General features: G+C 44.1%; 16 protein-coding genes. All 16 read left to right on the top strand.

Annotation, left to right across the window (positions count from 1 at the left end; genetic code table 11):
• The first annotated feature begins 54 nt into the window (after positions 1 to 54).
• The 16 genes from tig to MKX41_RS18640 all read left to right on the top strand — a co-directional run bounded on the left by tig (position 55) and on the right by MKX41_RS18640 (position 20377).
• A complete protein-coding gene (gene tig / locus MKX41_RS18715) occupies positions 55 to 1386 on the top strand; it encodes a trigger factor (RefSeq protein ID WP_042191266.1) in 1332 nt (443 codons plus the stop codon).
• Between the two features lie 284 nt (positions 1387 to 1670).
• Positions 1671 to 2261: an ATP-dependent Clp endopeptidase proteolytic subunit ClpP gene (gene clpP, locus MKX41_RS18710; RefSeq protein ID WP_036685049.1), complete on the top strand. Its 591-nt coding sequence runs from the start codon at positions 1671 to 1673 to the stop codon at positions 2259 to 2261.
• Between the two features lie 12 nt (positions 2262 to 2273).
• Positions 2274 to 3530, top strand: coding sequence for an ATP-dependent protease ATP-binding subunit ClpX (gene clpX / locus MKX41_RS18705; protein WP_042130648.1), 1257 nt, complete (start codon positions 2274 to 2276; stop codon positions 3528 to 3530).
• A 109-nt stretch (positions 3531 to 3639) separates the two neighbouring features.
• Positions 3640 to 4767 (top strand): flavodoxin-dependent (E)-4-hydroxy-3-methylbut-2-enyl-diphosphate synthase, encoded by a 1128-nt coding sequence (ispG, locus tag MKX41_RS18700; RefSeq protein WP_060621818.1) that lies wholly within the window; start codon positions 3640 to 3642, stop codon positions 4765 to 4767.
• Positions 4768 to 4899: 132 nt separating this feature from the next.
• Complete coding sequence (locus MKX41_RS18695; protein WP_340972554.1) at positions 4900 to 5571, top strand: type IV toxin-antitoxin system AbiEi family antitoxin domain-containing protein; 672 nt, start codon at positions 4900 to 4902, stop codon at positions 5569 to 5571.
• A gap of 811 nt (positions 5572 to 6382) precedes the next feature.
• On the top strand, positions 6383 to 8092 hold the full coding sequence (lonB, locus tag MKX41_RS18690; protein ID WP_340972552.1) for an ATP-dependent protease LonB: 1710 nt from the start codon (positions 6383 to 6385) through the stop codon (positions 8090 to 8092).
• A gap of 293 nt (positions 8093 to 8385) precedes the next feature.
• The gene (gene lon / locus MKX41_RS18685) at positions 8386 to 10749 is read left to right on the top strand and encodes an endopeptidase La (RefSeq protein ID WP_042191259.1); all 2364 of its coding nucleotides are present in this window, start codon (positions 8386 to 8388) and stop codon (positions 10747 to 10749) included.
• A gap of 12 nt (positions 10750 to 10761) precedes the next feature.
• Positions 10762 to 11418 (top strand): ribosome biogenesis GTP-binding protein YihA/YsxC, encoded by a 657-nt coding sequence (gene yihA / locus MKX41_RS18680; protein WP_042191256.1) that lies wholly within the window; start codon positions 10762 to 10764, stop codon positions 11416 to 11418.
• 104 nt (positions 11419 to 11522) lie between these two features.
• A complete protein-coding gene (locus tag MKX41_RS18675; RefSeq protein WP_340972545.1) occupies positions 11523 to 12305 on the top strand; it encodes a tyrosine-protein phosphatase in 783 nt (260 codons plus the stop codon).
• A gap of 136 nt (positions 12306 to 12441) precedes the next feature.
• Positions 12442 to 14439: an S-layer homology domain-containing protein gene (locus MKX41_RS18670; protein WP_340972543.1), complete on the top strand. Its 1998-nt coding sequence runs from the start codon at positions 12442 to 12444 to the stop codon at positions 14437 to 14439.
• Between the two features lie 125 nt (positions 14440 to 14564).
• Positions 14565 to 15344 (top strand): YveK family protein, encoded by a 780-nt coding sequence (locus MKX41_RS18665; RefSeq protein ID WP_340972540.1) that lies wholly within the window; start codon positions 14565 to 14567, stop codon positions 15342 to 15344.
• Positions 15325 to 16011: a CpsD/CapB family tyrosine-protein kinase gene (locus MKX41_RS18660; RefSeq protein ID WP_042191248.1), complete on the top strand. Its 687-nt coding sequence runs from the start codon at positions 15325 to 15327 to the stop codon at positions 16009 to 16011. The genes MKX41_RS18665 and MKX41_RS18660 overlap by 20 nt, the downstream gene beginning before the upstream one ends.
• Before the next feature lie 41 nt (positions 16012 to 16052).
• Positions 16053 to 17885 (top strand): polysaccharide biosynthesis protein, encoded by a 1833-nt coding sequence (locus MKX41_RS18655; RefSeq protein ID WP_340972536.1) that lies wholly within the window; start codon positions 16053 to 16055, stop codon positions 17883 to 17885.
• A gap of 25 nt (positions 17886 to 17910) precedes the next feature.
• Positions 17911 to 18591 carry a hypothetical protein gene (locus MKX41_RS18650; RefSeq protein WP_340972533.1) on the top strand — a complete coding sequence of 227 codons (681 nt, stop codon included), beginning with the start codon at positions 17911 to 17913 and terminating at the stop codon, positions 18589 to 18591.
• 2 nt (positions 18592 to 18593) lie between these two features.
• A complete protein-coding gene (locus MKX41_RS18645) occupies positions 18594 to 19613 on the top strand; it encodes a copper amine oxidase N-terminal domain-containing protein (RefSeq protein ID WP_340972530.1) in 1020 nt (339 codons plus the stop codon).
• An 83-nt stretch (positions 19614 to 19696) separates the two neighbouring features.
• Positions 19697 to 20377, top strand: coding sequence for a sugar transferase (locus tag MKX41_RS18640; protein WP_340972527.1), 681 nt, complete (start codon positions 19697 to 19699; stop codon positions 20375 to 20377).
• Positions 20378 to 20396 lie beyond the last annotated feature (19 nt).

The following is a 20396-nucleotide window of genomic DNA, read 5'->3' as shown; positions in this document are numbered from 1 at the left end:
TATCATTTTTTGAAGTAAACTTGTGAACCTATATTTTGGAGGGAAAAGTATAATATGAAAGCAACATGGGAAAAAATAGAGAAGAACCTTGGAGTTCTTGAAGTAGAAGTTGACGCAGAACGCGTTGCAGCAGCACTTGATAAAGCTTTTAACAAAGTCGTTAAGAAAGCTAACGTACCAGGCTTCCGTAAAGGTAAAGTGCCACGCCCGATCTTTGAATCCCGTTTTGGTGTAGAAAGCTTGTACCAAGATGCAATCGACATTCTTCTTCCTGAGGCTTACGGTGAAGCAGTTGAACAAACTGACATCTTCCCTGTAGACCGTCCTGAAGTTGATATTGAGCAATTTGCTAAAGGTCAATCCTTTATCTTCAAAGCGAAGATCACGGTTAAACCTGAAGTGAAGCTCGGCGATTACAAAGGTCTGGAAGTTCCAGTACAAAAAGCTGAAGTGACTGAAGAAGAGCTGAGCGCTGAGCTTGCTCGTCTGCAAGAGCGTCATGCTGAACTCGTAGTAGTTGAAGAAGAAGCAGCAGCTAACGGCGACATCGCTGTGATCGATTTTGACGGATATGTTGATGACGTACCGTTCGAAGGCGGAAAAGCTGAGCGTCATTCTCTTGAACTTGGTAGCAACTCCTTCATTCCTGGATTTGAAGAGCAAGTAGTGGGAATGTCCACTGGAGATTTCAAAGATGTTGAAGTTACTTTCCCTGAAGAATACCATGCAGAGAACCTTGCGGGTAAGAAAGCAGTATTCAAAGTAAAACTGCACGAAATCAAACGCAAACAACTTCCTGCGCTTGATGATGAGTTCGCTAAAGATGTAAGTGAATTCGAAACTTTGGAAGAGTACAAAGCAGATCTGAAAGCTCAGCTCGAATCCCGTAAACAGGATGAACTGAAAGGCCTTCGCGAGAACGCAGTTGTTGATAAAGCAGCAGCAAACGCTGAAGTTGAGATCCCTGAAGCAATGATCAACAGCGAAGTTGAGAACATGGTTCGTGACTTCGACACTCGTCTTCGTCAACAAGGTATGAACATGGATATGTTCCTTAGCTTTTCGGGTCAAACTCGTGAAGACTTGCAGAACCAAATGAAAGGCGATGCTGAAAAACGCGTTCGCAACAACCTGGTACTGGAAGTTATCGCTAAACAAGAGAACATTGAAGTTTCCGAAGAAGAAGTTAACGAAGAGTTGGCTACTATGGCTGAAGCTTACAAACGTACTCCAGAAGAAATTCGCAGCATCTTGGCAGCTAACGGTTCACTGGGCAGCTTGAGCGAAGAACTTTCTTTGCGCAAAACCATTGATTTCCTTGTTAGCAATAGTGTAGAAGTTGAAGCAGTAGAAGAAGCAGCTGCTGAAGACACTAAAGCTGAGTAAGATTTTTTAAACTACCTAGAACGGCCGAGCAATCGGCCTCCATACAGATATGATAAGGCACGTAAGTTTCGTTACGTGCCTTATTTTTATCCTCGGGCACAGATATATGTGATTACATAGGTATCCGTATGAGCGTATGGTATTAAGGAAATTGGCGTGATGACGTCACTATCACAAGCGGTGGACAGGTCTGCTGTAGTGAAAAAATGACATCGGGCCGTGAACGTGTTAAAATATTTTTGAAACGATAAGACTAATCTGTATAGAGAAAAGAGGTTGGTGGCATGAGTCTGGTACCAATGGTTGTGGAATCAACAAGTCGTGGGGAACGTTCATACGATATCTATTCCAGATTGCTCAAGGATCGCATTATTTTCTTAAGCAGTGCGATTGACGATGATGTCGCCAATCTGGTTATTGCTCAACTGCTGTTCCTTGCAGCAGATGATCCCGAGAAGGACATTCACTTGTACCTCAACTCACCCGGTGGTTCAGTAACAGCCGGCATGGGTATATACGATACGATGCAATATATCAAACCGGATGTTTCAACCATTTGTGTAGGGATGGCGGCAAGCATGGGATCGCTCCTTTTAACAGCTGGGGCTCCGGGCAAAAGATACGCGCTGACTAACAGCGAAGTTATGATTCATCAACCGCTCGGTGGTGTTCAAGGTCAAGCGTCCGACATTTGGATTCATACCGATTGGATCCTCAAGACGAAACAGAAGTTGAATCAAATTTATGTAGATCGCACAGGTCAGCCCCTTGAAAAAATCGAACGGGACACAGACCGCGATAACTTCATGAGCGCGGAAGAAGCCAAGGAATATGGGCTTATTGACCAGGTTCTTTCTTCACCGATGAAATCTTAAAGGGGTGGTTAGATGTTTAAATTTAATGATGAAAAAGGGCAATTGAAATGTTCTTTTTGCGGCAAATCACAAGAGCAGGTTCGTAAGCTTGTAGCAGGACCGGGCGTTTATATATGTGACGAATGTATCGAGCTTTGCACGGAAATCGTGGAAGAAGAGCTCGGTCATGAGGAAGAGCTTGATCTGAAGGATATTCCGAAACCAAAGGAAATCCGCGATATTTTGGATCAATATGTAATCGGTCAAGAGCAAGCGAAGAAATCGCTGTCTGTTGCAGTTTACAATCACTATAAGCGTGTGAACAGCCAAAGCAAAATCGAAGATGTTGAACTGACGAAGAGTAATATTCTTTTGCTCGGTCCAACAGGTTCGGGTAAAACTTTGCTCGCACAGACGATGGCGAAGATTATCAACGTTCCATTTGCGATTGCAGATGCTACTTCCCTAACGGAAGCTGGTTATGTCGGCGAGGATGTTGAGAACATTCTGCTTAAGCTGATTCAAGCGGCAGATTATGATGTGGAGAAAGCCGAACGCGGCATTATCTATATTGATGAGATTGATAAAGTGGCACGTAAATCCGAGAACCCGTCCATTACTCGTGACGTATCCGGTGAAGGTGTACAGCAGGCACTTCTGAAGATTCTCGAAGGAACGGTTGCTTCCGTACCTCCACAAGGTGGTCGTAAGCATCCTCATCAAGAGTTTATTCAAATTGATACGACGAACATCTTGTTCATCGTAGGCGGTGCCTTTGACGGTCTGGAGCAAATGATTAAACGCCGTATCGGTAAAAAAGTCATTGGCTTCAACGCAGCAGTTGAAGGACAAAAGGATCTCAAGCCTGGCGAATATTTGTCGATGGTATTGCCTGAAGACTTGCTCAAATTCGGATTAATCCCTGAATTTGTAGGCCGTCTACCGGTCATCTCGACTTTGGAGCCGCTTGATGAGAATACGCTGGTGCGTATCCTTTCCGAGCCTAAGAATGCACTCACGAAACAATACATCAAGCTGCTGGAAATGGATAACGTAGCGCTGAAGTTCGAACCATTGGCACTCGAAGCAATTGCCAAGGAAGCGATCAAACGCAATACGGGAGCCCGTGGACTGCGCGCGATTATTGAGAGCATCATGCTTGATGTGATGTATGAAGTTCCTTCACGCGATGATATTAAGGATTGTGTGATCACGGAGCAGGTCGTTCAAGAGAAGGCTTTGCCTGAATTGAACCTTAAGAAAGACAAAAAGAAAGAGGAAAGCGCGTAAGTCGCTTACCTTAACAATACATGTCACTGTCTCCACCTTTCTTCCGCTTATCCCGCTTCACTAGCGGTTGCGAAGGGGTGGAGCTTTGGCGTTATGGGGGAGAAAAATCATGTTCTTGAGACACCAAACCCGTCCTGTCAATGTTGGCGGGCTCATTATTGGGGGAAACAACGAGGTTGCGATTCAAAGCATGTGTACAACCAAAACAGCTGATGTGGAGGCTACTGTAGCCGAAATTTTACGGCTTGAGGAAGCAGGCTGCCAACTGGTACGCGTTACTGTCAACAATGAAGAGGCAGCCGCCGCGATTAAGGAGATCAAGAAGCAGATTCATATCCCACTCGTAGCGGATATTCATTTTAACTATAAGCTCGCGCTGATGGCTATTGAGAACGGCATCGATAAAGTACGGATTAATCCGGGTAACATCGGTCGTCGGGAGAAGGTAGAAGCGGTAGTTAAAGCGTGTAAAGAAAAAGGAATTCCGATTCGGATTGGTGTAAACGCCGGTTCTTTGGAGAATCATCTCTTGGAGAAATACGGATATCCGACTCCAGAAGCTATGGTAGAAAGTGCACTGTACCATATTGGTATTTTGGAAGAACTGGATTTCCACGACATTATCGTATCTTTAAAAGCATCCGATGTGCCAATGGCCATCGAAGCTTACCGTCAGGCTGCGGAAGTTATTCCTTATCCGCTGCACCTCGGGATTACAGAATCCGGCACCTTGTTTGCCGGTACAGTAAAAAGCTCCGCGGGTATCGGTGCACTGCTCTCTATGGGCATCGGCAGCACCCTGCGTATCTCGCTTAGCGCTGATCCAGTGGAAGAAGTTAAGGTGGCACGCGAGCTGCTGAAGACCTTTGGTCTGATCTCTAACGCGGCAACACTCATTTCTTGTCCGACTTGCGGACGACTTGATATAGATCTCTTCTCCATCGCTAATGAGGTGGAAGAATACATTTCGAAGCTTAAGGTGCCTATTAAAGTATCCGTGCTCGGCTGTGCCGTTAATGGTCCTGGTGAGGCGCGTGAAGCGGATATTGGTATTGCTGGTGCCCGTGGGGAAGGTTTGTTGTTCCGTTACGGTCAGATGATTCGTAAGGTGCCTGAAGCGGAACTCGTGAACGAGCTGAAGAAGGAAATCGATGCGATTGTTGTAGCGTATGAGGAAACTGGTGAAATTCCAGGGCGTGCTCACGCTAATCTTGCACCTCCGGTGCAATCAAAGTAATTTGGTCTTTTACGAATTAATGATTCAATTCATAATAAGTGGCGAAGAACGCCCTGTTACACCCCGGTATATCCGGTGGTGGGAACAGGGCGTTTTTTTTGCGTGGAATTAATGATTAAGGGGGGACATTGAATGCATTATGAACAAGCCCATGAAGCATTTATTGAGAAACATCTAGCAAGCAGGAATGGGGAACGGCGAGGAAGGCTAGAAAGAGGGCATCGTCATGCCGAAGAAATGTTTTTACAGAATGTATGGTGGCCGCTTCGTGGAGATTTCAATGATCTACATCCGGAGTATGAAGTGCTGGATTGGCGCGGACGATCTTATTTCGCGGATTATGCTTTTTTGCCGGGGCCTATCAAGCTCTTGTTTGAGATCAAAGGGTATGCAGCGCATGTGAGGGACATGGACAGGCTGAAGTATTGTAATGAGCTAAATCGTGAGACGTTTCTGTACGGAATGGGTTACCAAGTAATTTCATTTGCCTATGACGATGTGGAACAACGCCCAGAGCTATGCATTACACTGCTGCGTGTGGTGCTAAGCCGTTACTTAATTGTAGATGCACCGCATGGAAAATTACTATTTGCTGAGAAGGAAATCATGCGATTAGTGGTTCGCCGAGCAGGGACAGTTCGTCCCAAAGATGTAGCGGATTATTTTGCTATAGACCCCAAAACGGTACGTTTGATGTTGATGAAGTTGTGTGAAAAGGGCTGGTTGAAGCCTGTGAGGAGAGGGATCGGTGTTAAAAATGTTGAGTATAGGCTGGCTCGTGATGTCCTTTATTACTGGGATTGAGCTAATAAGTTTGAGGGTTGATTGGATGTTAATTTAGGCGAAATATACGTATGGGATGTTGGAGGTGCGAATGGAGGAAGGGATGTGAAGGCTCGTTAAGGTGCGAAGTAAGGGGAGATAAGGAGCTTGGTATGGAGCGCGGTAGGAGTGAGATAGGAGCTTGGCAATATGCTTGATTTGGAACGTGATATAGGGATGTGATAAGGAATGTGGTTAATTGCGTGATAAGTAACGTGGTATGGAGAGAGTAGGCAATAAGGTGCGTAGTGTGTAGCGAGGTCTGGATCAATAAGAAGTAATTAGGGAAAACCTCCCTGAAATAATCCTAAAATCGCTCCAAGTCGAGCTTTTTACGGAAAACCTCCCTAAAAAACAGGCGATTTCCCCTGTTTACAGCCTAATCAGCGAATAATCAAGGAGGTTTTCCCTAATTGTTAGCTTGGAGGTCATAAACACCGGATAATCAGGGAGGAATTCCCTTAATTTTCAGCTTTGAGAACTAACTTAAGTTTCTTCTATAGATGAGTCAACGCCCCGAGCGAAACAGTCGACGGAAATAGGTACCTACTGAACTTAGCTGCAAGGTCCACAGCTGTTCTTGCTTCTATCTTTCTGCTAGAGGGGGGAGAATCTGAGGTGCATCTAGCACTCCTTAGAACTTTCAACCCCCATTTATAAATTCCTGCTACTTGTCCTACACCAACAATTCAACAAATCCTCAATTGTGCGTTTACTAATTACCGAAACGGCTATACTACCTAATAGTAGCCAAAGGTGGAAAGGTAGACTGAACGAAACAGGAGGATGACCTATGGAATTAAGTATAGTTGTGATGATCGTGCAGCTCTTTTTCGCGCTGGTTATCGGCGTATACTTTTGGAATCTGCTGCGGGGTCAGAAGACAAACAAGACGGCGGTAGACCGAGAGTCGCGTAAGGAACTGGATAAACTACGGAAGATGCGTATGATTTCACTAACCAAACCATTGTCGGAGAAAACTAGGCCGGCTTCTATTGGAGATATTGTTGGGCAAAAAGATGGGCTCCGCGCCCTGAAGGCCGCACTATGTAGTGCAAATCCGCAGCATGTGATTATTTATGGTCCACCAGGAGTCGGCAAGACTGCAGCGGCGCGCGTGGTCATGGAAGAGGCGAAAAAAAATGTCCTTTCCCCTTTTAAAAGTGACGCCAAATTCACTGAAATTGATGCGACGACCGCTCGTTTTGATGAGCGTGGTATTGCCGACCCTTTGATCGGATCGGTGCATGATCCTATTTATCAAGGTGCTGGAGCCATGGGCGTAGCAGGTGTGCCACAACCCAAGCCAGGAGCGGTGACGAAGGCGCATGGCGGGATTCTTTTTCTGGATGAGATCGGTGAGCTTCACCCCATTCAGATGAATAAGCTGCTAAAGGTGCTGGAGGACCGGAAGGTTCTGCTAGAGAGCGCGTATTATAATTCGGAGGACAATAATACTCCAGCTTATATTCATGATATTTTTCAAAATGGTTTACCTGCTGATTTCCGGTTAGTAGGAGCTACTACGCGTTCCCCGGATGAGATTTCTCCCGCGCTGCGTTCACGCTGCATGGAGATTTATTTCCGTCCGCTATTGCCGGATGAGATTGCAGTCATCGCGCGTGACGCGATACAGAAGATCGGACTGAAGCCCAGCCCTGAAGCAGTCACTGTTGTGCAGCAATATGCAACAAATGGCCGGGAGGCGGTCAATATGATTCAGCTCGCTGCTGGACTAGCGCTAACGGAGCAGAGAGATACGCTAAATGCTGCTGATGTAGAATGGGTGGCAGGCAGTAGCCAACTTCCACTTCGAACAGAGCGCAAGATTCCTTCCGCGCCGCAGATTGGATTGGTTAACGGACTTGCAGTGTATGGACCAGGAATGGGCACCTTGCTCGAGATCGAAGTATCCGCAGCACCTGCGCAGAACGGTCAAGGTAGATTAAACGTAACCGGAGTAGTAGATGAGGAAGAGATTGGTGGAGGTTCTCGCACGATTCGGAGAAAGAGCATGGCTAAAGGCTCCGTTGAGAACGTATTGACCGTACTGCGTACCATGAATCTGGAACCAGACCGTTATGATCTGCATGTGAACTTTCCAGGTGGAACACCCATTGACGGACCCTCAGCAGGGGTTGCGATGGCAGTTGCTATCGTCTCCGCCATTCGTGGTCTTCCCGTGGATAATACCGTAGCGATCACTGGTGAGATAGGCATACATGGGCGTGTGAAGCCTGTTGGTGGTGTAATTGCGAAGGTGGAGGCTGCTTTTCAGGCAGGAGCTACTACGGTGCTTATTCCAAAAGAAAACTGGCAGTCCCTATTCGCTGACCTCACCCCACTACGCGTCATTCCAATGGAAACGGTGGAAGAAGTATTCCGTCATCTGTTTGGCGCCGATACAGCAGATGTAAGGCTACCAGCAGTAGCTGGAGAGTTATTCTCAGCAGCACCTTCACTCCTGAAGGCCGATGCCGCTGGCGAATCTGCAAAGGGCTGAGCTTAAATTATTACCTAAAATGTAAGCTAGGGTGTGTTATGGTTTCGATAAGTAAATCGTGACTTGCCACTGTAAAATAAAGGGAGCCGCAGGCGTGTCTGCTGCTTCCTTTTTTAAAGTATAGATTCACACTTTCCATAATCCTTACATTTCTTGGAGAAACGTTGCCGTTTTTTAAGGATAATAAGGTTGTTTATTCTTAAATTGCAAGTACTTTGTTGGTGTTTTGGGGCTGCTTTTGTTAGAATGAATGCATATGAGATTAATTGAGAGCCATGGGAGGTGCGAAAGCGATGATGACAAATAAAACAAAAGGTCGTCGTTTTCCTTTATTACCGCTAAGAGGTCTTCTTGTGTACCCAAGCATGGTTCTTCACTTGGATGTGGGCCGTGAGAAGTCAGTTCGGGCACTAGAAAAAGCTATGGTTGAAGATAATTTAATTCTTCTGTGTTCACAGTCGGAAGTGAATATTGAAGAGCCTGGTCAGGACGATATTTTTCGGGTCGGTACTGTCGCGAATGTGCGGCAAATGCTGAAGCTGCCAAACGGTACGATTCGTGTACTGGTTGAGGGTGTAGAACGAGCCGAAATTATTAATTATATCGATAATGATGAGTATTATGAGGTTATGGCGCGCGAGCTACCAGAAGAGGAAGATGGCGATCAAGAGTGTGACGCGCTGATGCGTACAGTACTTAATCAGTTCGAACACTATATAACGTTATCCAAAAAAGTGACACCAGAGACACTGGCTGCTGTATCCGATATTGAGGAGCCGGGTCGTCTTGCGGATGTCATTACGAGCCATCTATCGCTGAAGATCAAGGATAAGCAAGAAATTCTAGAGACGATTGATGTCAGTAAACGGCTAGAGAAGCTTCTTGATATTCTTAATAATGAGCGTGAAGTGCTGGAGCTTGAACGCAAGATCAATCAACGTGTGAAGAAGCAGATGGAGAAGACGCAGAAGGAATATTATTTGCGCGAGCAAATGAAAGCGATCCAGAAAGAACTCGGCGAGAAGGAAGGTCGGGTGGGAGAAGCGGAAGAACTGCGGAATCTCATGGAAGAGAAGAATTTGCCGGAACGCGTGAAAGAGAAGATGGAGAAGGAAATCGATCGTCTGGAAAAAATGCCAGTGAGCTCAGCGGAAGGTGGCGTAATTCGCAATTATGTGGATTGGCTGCTGGGTCTTCCTTGGAATGAACAGACGGAAGATGACCTTGACATCAAGAAGGCAGAACAGGTCCTTGATGAGGACCACTACGGTTTGGAAAAACCAAAGGAACGGGTATTGGAATATTTAGCCGTTCAGCAGTTGGTGAAGAAGCTAAAAGGTCCGATCCTATGTCTTGTTGGGCCTCCAGGTGTAGGAAAAACCTCACTCGCTCGTTCCATCGCCCGTTCACTTAATCGTAAGTTCGTTCGCATTTCGCTTGGCGGTGTGCGTGATGAAGCGGAGATCCGTGGTCATCGCCGGACTTATGTGGGTGCGATGCCAGGCCGAATCATTCAAGGGATGAAGACGGCAGGAACGATTAATCCGGTTATCCTGCTAGATGAGATTGATAAAATGGCTGCAGATTTCCGTGGTGACCCATCCTCAGCATTGCTTGAGGTATTGGACCCAGAACAGAATAATACGTTCAGTGACCATTTCGTAGAGTTGCCGTTTGATTTATCGAACGTTATGTTTGTTACAACAGCGAATGTAGTGCATAACATTCCGCGTCCGCTACTTGATCGGATGGAAATGCTGTTCATTCCGGGTTACACGGAACTGGAGAAATTGCAGATCGGTAGCCGTTATCTTTTGCCGAAGCAGAAGAAGAATCATGGTCTTGCAGAAGACCAGCTGATCATCGAAGACGACAGTTTATTGCGTATCGTGCGTGAATATACTCGTGAATCGGGTGTGCGTAATTTGGAGCAGCAGATTGCAGCGTTATGCCGCAAAGCCGCGAAACAGATTGTGTCCAAGGAAAAAGAAAGTGTAGTCATTCTGCCGGATGACATCAAGGATTACTTAGGTGCATCGAAATACCGTTACGGTATGGCGGAGCTTGAAGATCAGATTGGCACAGTAACTGGACTGGCCTGGACTGAGGTTGGTGGCGATACGCTGTTGATCGAAGTGACTGTCGTGCAGGGAACGGGCAAGCTGACACTTACTGGACAACTGGGCGATGTAATGAAGGAGTCGGCGCAGGCCGCTTTCAGTTATACACGTTCGAAGGCGGAGGAGCTGGGACTCCAGCCCGATTTTTATGAGAAGATCGATATTCATATCCACATTCCTGAAGGTGCGATTCCGAAGGATGGCCCATCTGCAGGGATTACGATTGCTACCGCATTGATCTCCGCACTTACGAAGCGCTATGTTTCGAAAGATGTGGCCATGACCGGTGAGATCACCCTGCGTGGACGTGTATTGCCGATCGGTGGACTGAAAGAGAAGTCTTTAGCTGCACACCGTGCTGGATATAAAAAGATCCTTCTTCCTAAAGACAATGAACGTGATCTGAAAGAAATTCCAGAGAGCGTACGTAATGATGTGGAGTTCATACCAGTATCTAACATGGATCAGGTCTTGCATCATGCGTTAGTTGAGCATCATAATGAAATTAGCAGTGAGCCACCGAGTAGTGTGCATTAGAAAGGAAGTCCTATGAAAGTTAATATTGCCGAATTTATAATCAGTGCCGTTGGCCCTGATCAATACCCTGATGATGCTTTGCCAGAGGTTGCTCTGGCAGGGCGCTCCAATGTAGGGAAGTCATCCCTCATTAACCGAATGATTAACCGCAAGAATCTGGCTCGGACAAGCTCCACTCCAGGTAAGACCCAGCATATGAACTATTACCGTATCAATGAAGACAGCATGTATTTTGTTGACTTTCCAGGTTACGGATATGCTAAAGTGTCGAAGACGCAACGTGCAACATGGGGCAAGATGGTAGAAAAATATCTATCTGAGCGCGATACGTTGAAGCTTGTTCTGCTCATCGTGGATCTGCGTCATCCGCCGACCAGCAATGATAAGATGATGTTCGACTGGTTGAAGCATTATGATCTTCCTATGTGTGTAGTAGCGACTAAGGCGGATAAGATTCCGAAGACTCGCTGGCAAAAGCATATCAAGATCATGAAGCAGGAGCTTGGCGTGCTGCCAGGGGATAACTTCATTCCATTCTCTTCAGAGATTGGCCTTGGTAAAGAAGAACTTTGGGGATTAATCGATGGGTATGTTCTCTCCTCTCCAGATTCTGAAGATGCTGAAATAGATGGAAATGAACCTCAGCAAGAGGAACCTACTGAAGCATAAGACAAGAACTCATTTACAATCAAGCAACCATTCCATTTGGGAATGGTTGTATTTTTTTGTGGGTAAAACTAAATTTTCTATGTGAAGGGACCGATAGATAACATATGAAAGATATCCATTGCCACATCTTACCCTTTATGGATGACGGAGCTACTGATTGGGAATCCGCTCTCGCCATGGCGCAAGACGCCTATAGGGACGGAATTACATCCGTCATTGCCACACCACATCACGCCAACGGTCAATATATGAATAACTCCGCTAGTATAAGAGAAGCAGTGGATCTGATGAATGAGAAACTTCGTCAGCATGGCAATCCACTGCTTGTTCTTCCAGGTCAGGAAATCAGAGTGTACGGAGATTTACTGGATGATCTGGAGCGGGGGCAACTGCTAAGTCTTGCAGACTCGCGGTATATTTTGCTAGAAATGCCTTCTTCACGAGTCCCACGCAACATGGAAGAAATCTGTCACGAGTTGATCATTCAAGGGTTCGTTCCGGTCATCGCCCATCCGGAGCGTAATGCTGAAGTAGCTGCCGATCCTTCTAAGTTAGAAAGATTGATAGAGCTGGGATCACTCGGTCAGGTAACCGCACAAAGTCTTGCAGGCGTCTTCGGGAATAAACTTCAGAAGCTATCTCTGGAGTTATGTCGTAGAAATGCAGTACATGTGTTGGCCTCTGATGCACATGACAGTGTTCATCGTCCTTTTGGATTAAATGCTGCTTATGTGGTTTTAGAGAAAGAATTAGGTCCTGGGATGCGCGACTATATGCGCGAGAACTCTCAGCAAATTGTGGCAAATGGAGAGGTTATTCGTGGTAATCACGTACAAAAAAGGGGGAATCGACACAAATTGTTTGGGATTTTTTCCCGAAAGGGCTGACTAATCTACCTAATAGTGGTAGAATGGGTTTTATTGGGTGAATCGTTGATATACGTAATAGTGTAGACATAAGGTGAAATAGTCTAGGACTATAGTAATACGAGAATTTAAATACATATAAAGAGGTGGATATTTAGTGACTTTGAAAAAGAAACTAGTAGTATCAACATTGGCAGCAAGTATGGTAGCAGCATCCGTAGCGGGTCTTCCGTTGGGTAATCTTGGAGCAGTGGGTACAGCATCTGCAGCTACAGTTAGCAGCAGTACAGCAGTTAAGGAGAAAGTTCTTAATGTTTACAAGCAACTCTCTGCAACAGATGTAGTTTACCTCTATAATTTGAAAAATGAGGTTGCTGCGCTGGACGAGGCAACTTTCGCAGAGATTTTTGCTCCAGTCTTGAACAAGCTTTCATTGGATGAAGTAGAAACAAAGACATCACTTAAATTGTTCCAAAGCGTTACTAGTGTAGTATATGATGTCTATGGGAACGATTTCTCCGGAATTCAAATTATCCGTAACGACGACAAAAATATTGCCCTGTTGAGCAAAATTGCAACTAAAGCGGGTGTGTCTGGTCTTACTGTAGATAGTGTTTCTGAATTCTTAATCAGTGTAGAAACAGAACTTCGTACACTGGTTAGCAGCAAGACAACTGCAGAGTTGTTGGAAATTCTCAAATCTGAATCTGGTTACGATACTTTGTTGGATGAGGCTATTGCGAAAGTATTGAGCCACACTACAGGAGCAGGAGCTCTTACAGTAAGCCAAGCGTTGCAAAATCTTGGAGTTACTGCTAGTGATGTGAATCAAACATTGAAGAACCTGAATAATACGATTAAATCTGCGAAGCCTGCGGCGAAATCACTTGCACTTGCTTACGTTAAAGCGTATGGATTGGGCGATAATGGCAACGGCAACGGTAATGGTAACGGTAACGGTAATGGTGGTAGCAATGGTGGAAATGGAAATGTTACAACTCCTGTAACTCCTGCTCCAACTCCAGGAATCTACGACGTATCCAAGCTAGTAAGTGTTGTTGACGGTAAAGCAACATTGAAATTGGTAGATGCCGATGTAATTAAAGAGTTGGATAAGCTAGTTGCAGCGAATTCTGGCAAAACAGGTCTTACTTTGACCCTGAATCTGGGAACAGTAAGCGCTACTACAGTTGAAGTTCCGCTTTCCCAGGCAATTATTGAAGCTGCAAAAGCTAAAGGTGTTGCAAATATCGCGGTTACGTTCAATGGTGTAACAGTAACGATTCCTGTAAGTCAGTTCAGCACAGCTATTGCATTGACAGTAACTACCGCTAAACCAGAAGTTGTAACTTCTGTTACCAAACTGAAATTGGCTTCGGATGTGTATGAATTTGCACTTAGTGTGAACGGTGTAGCAACAAGCACATTCAAACAACCAATTACCATTAAACTTCCGCTTAAGAATACTGATGGTCTTGATAAAGAATTGCTGTCCGTAGCGAAGCTTGTATACGGTAGCCTGCAATTCCAAGGTGGTGTGCTTGATGGAGAGTTCATCGTAGAACCACGTGATACTTTCTCATCCTATGCAGTGCTTGAGAATAAAGTAAACTTTACGGATATTGCTAGTGTACAAGCTTGGGCTGGCAAACAAATTCAAGTCGTAGCTGCAAAAGGCGCGATTGAAGGCGTGGGCGAAGGCAAATTCGCACCGAAGAGCAATGTAACTCGTGCAGAGTTCGCTAAAATGTTGATTCGTGCGCTTAATCTGGAGAACAACTCTGCCGTACAAAGCTTTAGTGATGTAAGTTCATCTGCTTGGTATGCACCATATGTAGCAGTTGCAGCAGAAAAAGGAATCATTACTGGACGCAGTGCGGCTAAGTTCGATCCTAATGCAACCATCACACGTGCAGAGATGGCAACAATGATCTCCCGTGCAGTGAAATCTATCAATCCAGCTGCAACAACGAATGTAACGGCAATCAGCCAATTCTCCGATGCTGCTAAGATCAGTGCATCTTTGAGAGATGGCGTAGCATTCGCAGCAGATCATAACTTGGTTATCGGAAATGCTGGTAAGTTCAACCCGAACAATACGGCTACTCGTGCTGAAGCAGCAGTAATTATCTACCGTACTATTAACTTCAAGTAAGTAAATTTAAAAGTATAGTATATAGCCTCCTCTCATGTAGGTGAGAGGGGGCAATTTTTTGCCAATAGGGAAGTGCTGTAATATAGTAACGAAATATTTCAGAAATAGCTTGGAGGTAATTACACTTGTCATCACAAGAATTGGATCTTCGCGATTATTTTCAGATCGTCAGGAAGAGACTATGGCTGATTGTTAGCATAGTTGTTTTGGTGTGCGGTGTTGCTGGTGTGTACAGTCTGTATATTAAGAATCCGGTGTATGAAGCATCTACTAAGATTATTGTTAACCAGACACCGACTCAATCGGCAGCAGCGCAGCTTGATTTGAACCAGATTAATACTAATATTCAATTGATTAATACGTATAAGGAAATTATTAAGACTCCGGCCATCCTTGATATTGTTACGAGAGATTATCCGCAGTTCAATATTACTGCAGAAGAACTATTGAAGAAGGTTAATGTGAGCTCCGTCAATAATACGCAGGTGATGACACTTGTCGTTCGAGATAATTCGTATCAGCGAGCCGCTGAAATCGTGAATGCCATTTCACTTGTATTCAAGGATGAGATTCCTAACCTATTTAACGTGGAGAACGTATCGATTCTGAATGAGGCCAAAGTGAATCCACTTAACGAGCCAAGACCCGTAGAACCGAATGTCTTAATGAATATGGCTATAGCTTTCATCGTTTCCTTGATGATTGGTTTAGGGATTGCTTTCTTGCTGGAATACATGGACGATACGCTGAAGACTGAAGCAGATATTGAGAAATATCTTGGTCTACCAACGATAGCGATGATTACAAGATTGGGTTCAGAAGAAAGCAAACAAGGCGCAACACAGGCACAGCCGCAAACATCCAGAAAGGCGGGCGAACTCGAACATGTCACAGCTGCCAAATAAACAAAGACATCTGATTACCGTTACGAACCCTCGCTCCCCTGTATCTGAAGCGTTTCGCGCGCTACGCACGAATATTGATTTTTCCTCTGTGGATGAGACTATTCAAGTAATCATGGTAACTTCGTCTGGACCGGAAGAAGGTAAATCAACAGTTTCTGCTAATTTAGCTGCGGCTTATGCACAGGCAGATAAGAAGGTATTGTTGATTGACGGTGATTTGAGGAAACCGACAGCACATAAGACTTTTTCGCTTAGTAACCGGTTTGGGCTATCTTCACTACTGTCGCAGCAGGCGGTTCTTGAGGATACTGTCCAAGATTCTGGTGTTTCCAATCTTTCCATTATGACCTCAGGACCGATTCCTCCAAACCCAGCAGAAATGATGGCTTCTAATCGGATGAGTACTCTTTTGCAGGACTTGCGCCAGCGTTATGATGTCATTCTTATTGATACTCCACCGTTATTGGCGGTTACAGATGCGCAGATCATGGCTTCCAAGAGTGATGGTGTCATTATGGTTGTCAGCTATGGCAAGGTAAAGCGGGATATTGCTGTAAAAGCTAAAGCTAACCTCGATCGTGTAGGTGCGAAAATGCTTGGCGTGGTTCTCAATAATGTAAAACGTAAAGCCAGCGAAGGTTACTATTACTACTACTATGGAAATTGATTTGTTCTTTAACAATAATGTTGTTTTTGGAGGCACTGAAAATGACAGCGAAATCTAGAGTGATTCTTTTATTCTTCATTGATCTTGCGATCATTTGGTTCAGTATTGTGACATCTTATTTGTTTCGGTACCCTAACCATGCTCTTCAGGAATACGTTGTACAGATGCTGCAATTTGGTGTGATTGCAACATTTGCATTCGGTGGAAGCCTGATATACTTCGGTCTTTACCGAAGAATGTGGCAATATGCCAGTATCGGTGAGATTATATCGGTTTCTAAAGCTATTGTAGTAGGGTCTTTATTTTCATTTGCACTGGCGTATCTAATTTTGCCGGATAGAGTACCTCTTGCCATAGAAGTTCGGTCGATGGAGACTATTCTTTTATTAGTAGGTGGAGTTCGATTTTTGTGGAGAGTACTTCATAATGATCGAATCAATTACAAAGACACTAAGACCCATACACTAATTGTAGGTGCAGGCGATTGTGGAATATTAATTGCTAGGGAAATGATGGGGCCTTCTTTTGCTCATACCAAGCTAGTAGGTTTCATTGATGATAGTATCAATAAATATCATTTGTCTATATTGGGTGTGCCAGTGTTGGGCAATCGTTACGCGATTCCCGCTATTGTGAAAGAACGGGAAATTCATGAGATTATTATCGCTATGCCTTCCGTTTCACGTACTGAAATCTCTGAAATTATTAATCTTGCGAAGAAGACAGGGGCCAAGCTAAAGATTATACCGGCGCTTAACGATCTGATCGCGGGGAAAATATCAGTGAAGAAATTGCGAGATGTTAGCGTTGAAGATTTACTAGGCCGTGAGCCGATTATAGCCGATTTGAACAGCATTCTAGGTTATGTACACCACAAGACTGTGTTAGTTACGGGGGCTGGTGGATCTATTGGTTCAGAGCTCTGTCGGCAGATTGCCCCATTTGGTCCCGACAAGTTAATGTTACTTGGACACGGAGAGAACAGCATTTATATGATTGAAATGGAGCTTCGTAAGAAGTTTCCTGATCTGAATATTGTTACCGTAATCGCGGATGTACAGGACCGCAGTCGGATAATGGACGTATTCAGCAGCCATAAGCCACATGTTGTCTTTCATGCGGCAGCACATAAACACGTTCCATTGATGGAACGAAATCCTTCCGAAGCCATTAAGAATAATGTTTTTGGAACAAGGAATGTTGCGGATTGTGCAGATAAATATGGTGCGGAGAGATTTGTGATGATCTCTTCGGATAAAGCGGTTAACCCAACGAGTGTGATGGGTGCAACTAAGCGTATTGCTGAAATGTATGTGCAAAGTCTGCATACCACAAGTAGAACGAAGTTCTCAGCCGTTCGTTTTGGGAACGTTCTTGGCAGTCGTGGAAGTGTAATCCCGGCCTTTAAAGAGCAGATTGCTGCTGGTGGACCAGTCACTGTTACTCATCCAGAAATGGTGCGTTATTTCATGACGATTCCGGAAGCTGTTCAGCTTGTCATCCAATCTGGTTCTTTTGCTAAAGGTGGAGAAGTGTTCATTCTGGATATGGGTGAACCGGTTAAGATTCTAACCTTAGCCGAAGATTTGATTACACTCTCTGGTTATGAGCCCTATAAGGATATTGATATTCAGTTCTCCGGTATTCGTGAGGGCGAGAAGTTGTATGAAGAGTTGTTGACGGATGAAGAAAATTTAGGCTCTACAGATCACGGAAGAATCTTTATCGGTAGACCTAATGTAATAAGTCTGAATCAGCTAGAACTGGAGTTCAAACGTTTGGAACGTGTTCTCGCTGAAGAACCTGAAGTTATTCGCGAAATAATCAATCAGATTGTACCGATGCAGCCCGTTGCCCAAGTTGCTATCAGCTAAATCATTCATAAAGGGGGATACATAAGTGTTCAACAAACGATGGAAAAAGATCCTTTTATGGACGCTGTCAATCATTGTAGTTCTGGGTGTAGGTGGTCTGTTCGCTGCTAATTATGCTGTGGATAAGCTGATGAATTCAATGGCAGATGGTTTTGATCTGGAGTCTGAGGATCAAGTTAGTGGTGGGCAAGATCAAGGAACTGCACCTGAAGAAACAGTAGCAGATGATAAGGTCGAACCTGTAGCTTCTGCAACACCTGCTCCATCAACAAATGATGATGGAAGCAAAAATACTGAGGAAACTGGAAAAGATACAACAGCTTCTACTACTAGTGAACCTACGAAAGCTCCATCAACAGATCAAAAAGATACCTCTTCAGATGGATATACGGCACAGGTTTCAACAGATAAAGCTAAAGAAATTCAAGAGAATGTAACGATGAAGGATAAAGCAGATGTAGCTGCTATTGTACTCAGTCAACTAAGTGTATCTGATATCAATCGACTAAAAGATTTGGCCAAAGGTGGCTTAACCATTGATGAGAAGCGGGAAGCACGCAGTATCATCCTCGGTAAAGTATCCGAAGAACAGTACAATGAGCTTTCACAGGTTGCTAAGAAGTACGGTGTGAGTCAAGGGAAGACACGTGATCAAATTCTTAAAGAAGAAGAGCAATTAAAAGCGAAAGAAAAGGGAAGTGAATAAGTATGTCTAAAGCAACGCTACCAGTCATAGCTCTATCGTTAATAGCTTCAATAGGGTTAGCACCCTTAACGGCATCCGCTCCTATTTCCGTATCAGCAGCAGCGGTACCAAATGCAACAACTAAGGCGGCAACAGCCACGGTTAAAGTACAAAGTATGAACGTGAATATGATTTTTGATGGAGCAAGTATTGGGACTCCTGCAGGTCAATATGTATTCATGTACAACAATACAACTTATGTTCCATTACGCTTTATGTCATATGCATTGCAAAAGAGTGTAGCTTGGGATGCTAAAAACGTTAAGGTTACTGTAGCAGAGCCTAGTAGCTCTGAGCTAGTAGTGATTAAAGAGTATCTAATGAATGCAACCAACGGGAATAGTGCTTCAGCAGTATCTAAGAATCTTGTACTCAACCAAGTTAAGGCAAGTTATGTATTTAACGGTGCAACCAAGGTATTACCTACGGGGCAATCCAGCTTTATCTTGAATGGCTCTTTATATGTCCCCCTACGTTTTTTATCGGAATCTGTAGGTCATAACATTAGTTGGGATCAGAAGACGAAGACCATTACTGCTGCTTCTAAGGCGTATCAAGAGCAAGGTGGCGCTAACAGTTCGACTGGTAACAATGGCAAGGATCCATCTCCAGTAGTGACACCTGCACCAACGGATTCAACTGGTACAACTGGTGCTGCGGGGAATGGAAAGGTATCTTATGAAACCATTACTAGTGAAACAGAAGCCAAACTTACTGCACTCAAAGATCAAAGCCAATCGACATTAATGAGTATTGCTTTAGAATATCTCGGGGCAAAAGATGAAGCGAGTAAAAAGAGTATTAAGGCTAAAGGTGTACAACAACTTTCAGCGTTTACTGCTAGCTTCAATAGTATAGTTGCAGACACTGAACAAAAACTGAACAGTAATGGATATAGCACAGCAATCATTAGTCAATATAGAAGTGAATTTGAATCGCAGCTTCAGTTGGGTAAAGATTTGGCTGAGGGGATGGCGAATTAATAATTCGCTATTTCTTAATATACTTTACAGCAGAGTTTTAGAGATAGAAAGATGGTTCTAGTGTATAAAGGGGTTTTACTAAGATGCAAACTGAGCTGAAAAAAAGTATAAATACAGACTTACAACAGTCTAATGAGAAGGGTATATATAGAAGATTTATTAAGAGGCCAATGGATTTTTTATTGTCCTTAATTGCAATAATTGTTCTGAGTCCTATTTTTGTAGCTGTTGCTATTTTGGTAAGGATAAAGCTTGGCGGTCCAGTGATTTTCAAACAAAAAAGACCTGGGCTTAATGAAGAAATTTTTACAATGTACAAATTTAGAACTATGACTGATGAAAAGGATTCGAATGGTCATCTTCTACCGGATAATGTAAGACTAACCAAATTTGGAATTTTTTTAAGATCTACGTCATTGGATGAATTGCCAGAGCTTTTTAATATTCTCAAAGGGGATATGTCAATAATAGGGCCCAGGCCCTTATTAGTTAGTTATTTACCTCTTTATAATGAACATCAAAAACGTCGTCATGAGGTTAGACCAGGGTTATCAGGGTTAGCTCAGGTTAACGGAAGGAATTCTATAAGTTGGGATGAAAAGTTTAATCTGGATATCGAGTATATAGACAAAATAAGTTTTATTGGAGATTGGTTATATATCTTTTTAACCTTTAAGAAGGTTGTTGTTAGAGAAGGTATTAGTTCAGAGACGACAGCAACGATGGATCCATTTATCGGAAGCAGGGAGTTTACTTCTGAATAGAATTTCGTTTATAAGGAGT

The sequence above is a fragment of the Paenibacillus sp. FSL R5-0475 genome (assembly GCF_038004585.1).
Lineage (GTDB): Bacteria > Bacillota > Bacilli > Paenibacillales > Paenibacillaceae > Paenibacillus_AQ.
Note: the sequence above shows the minus strand (reverse complement) of the source record. Positions and strands in the feature narration are given on the sequence as shown.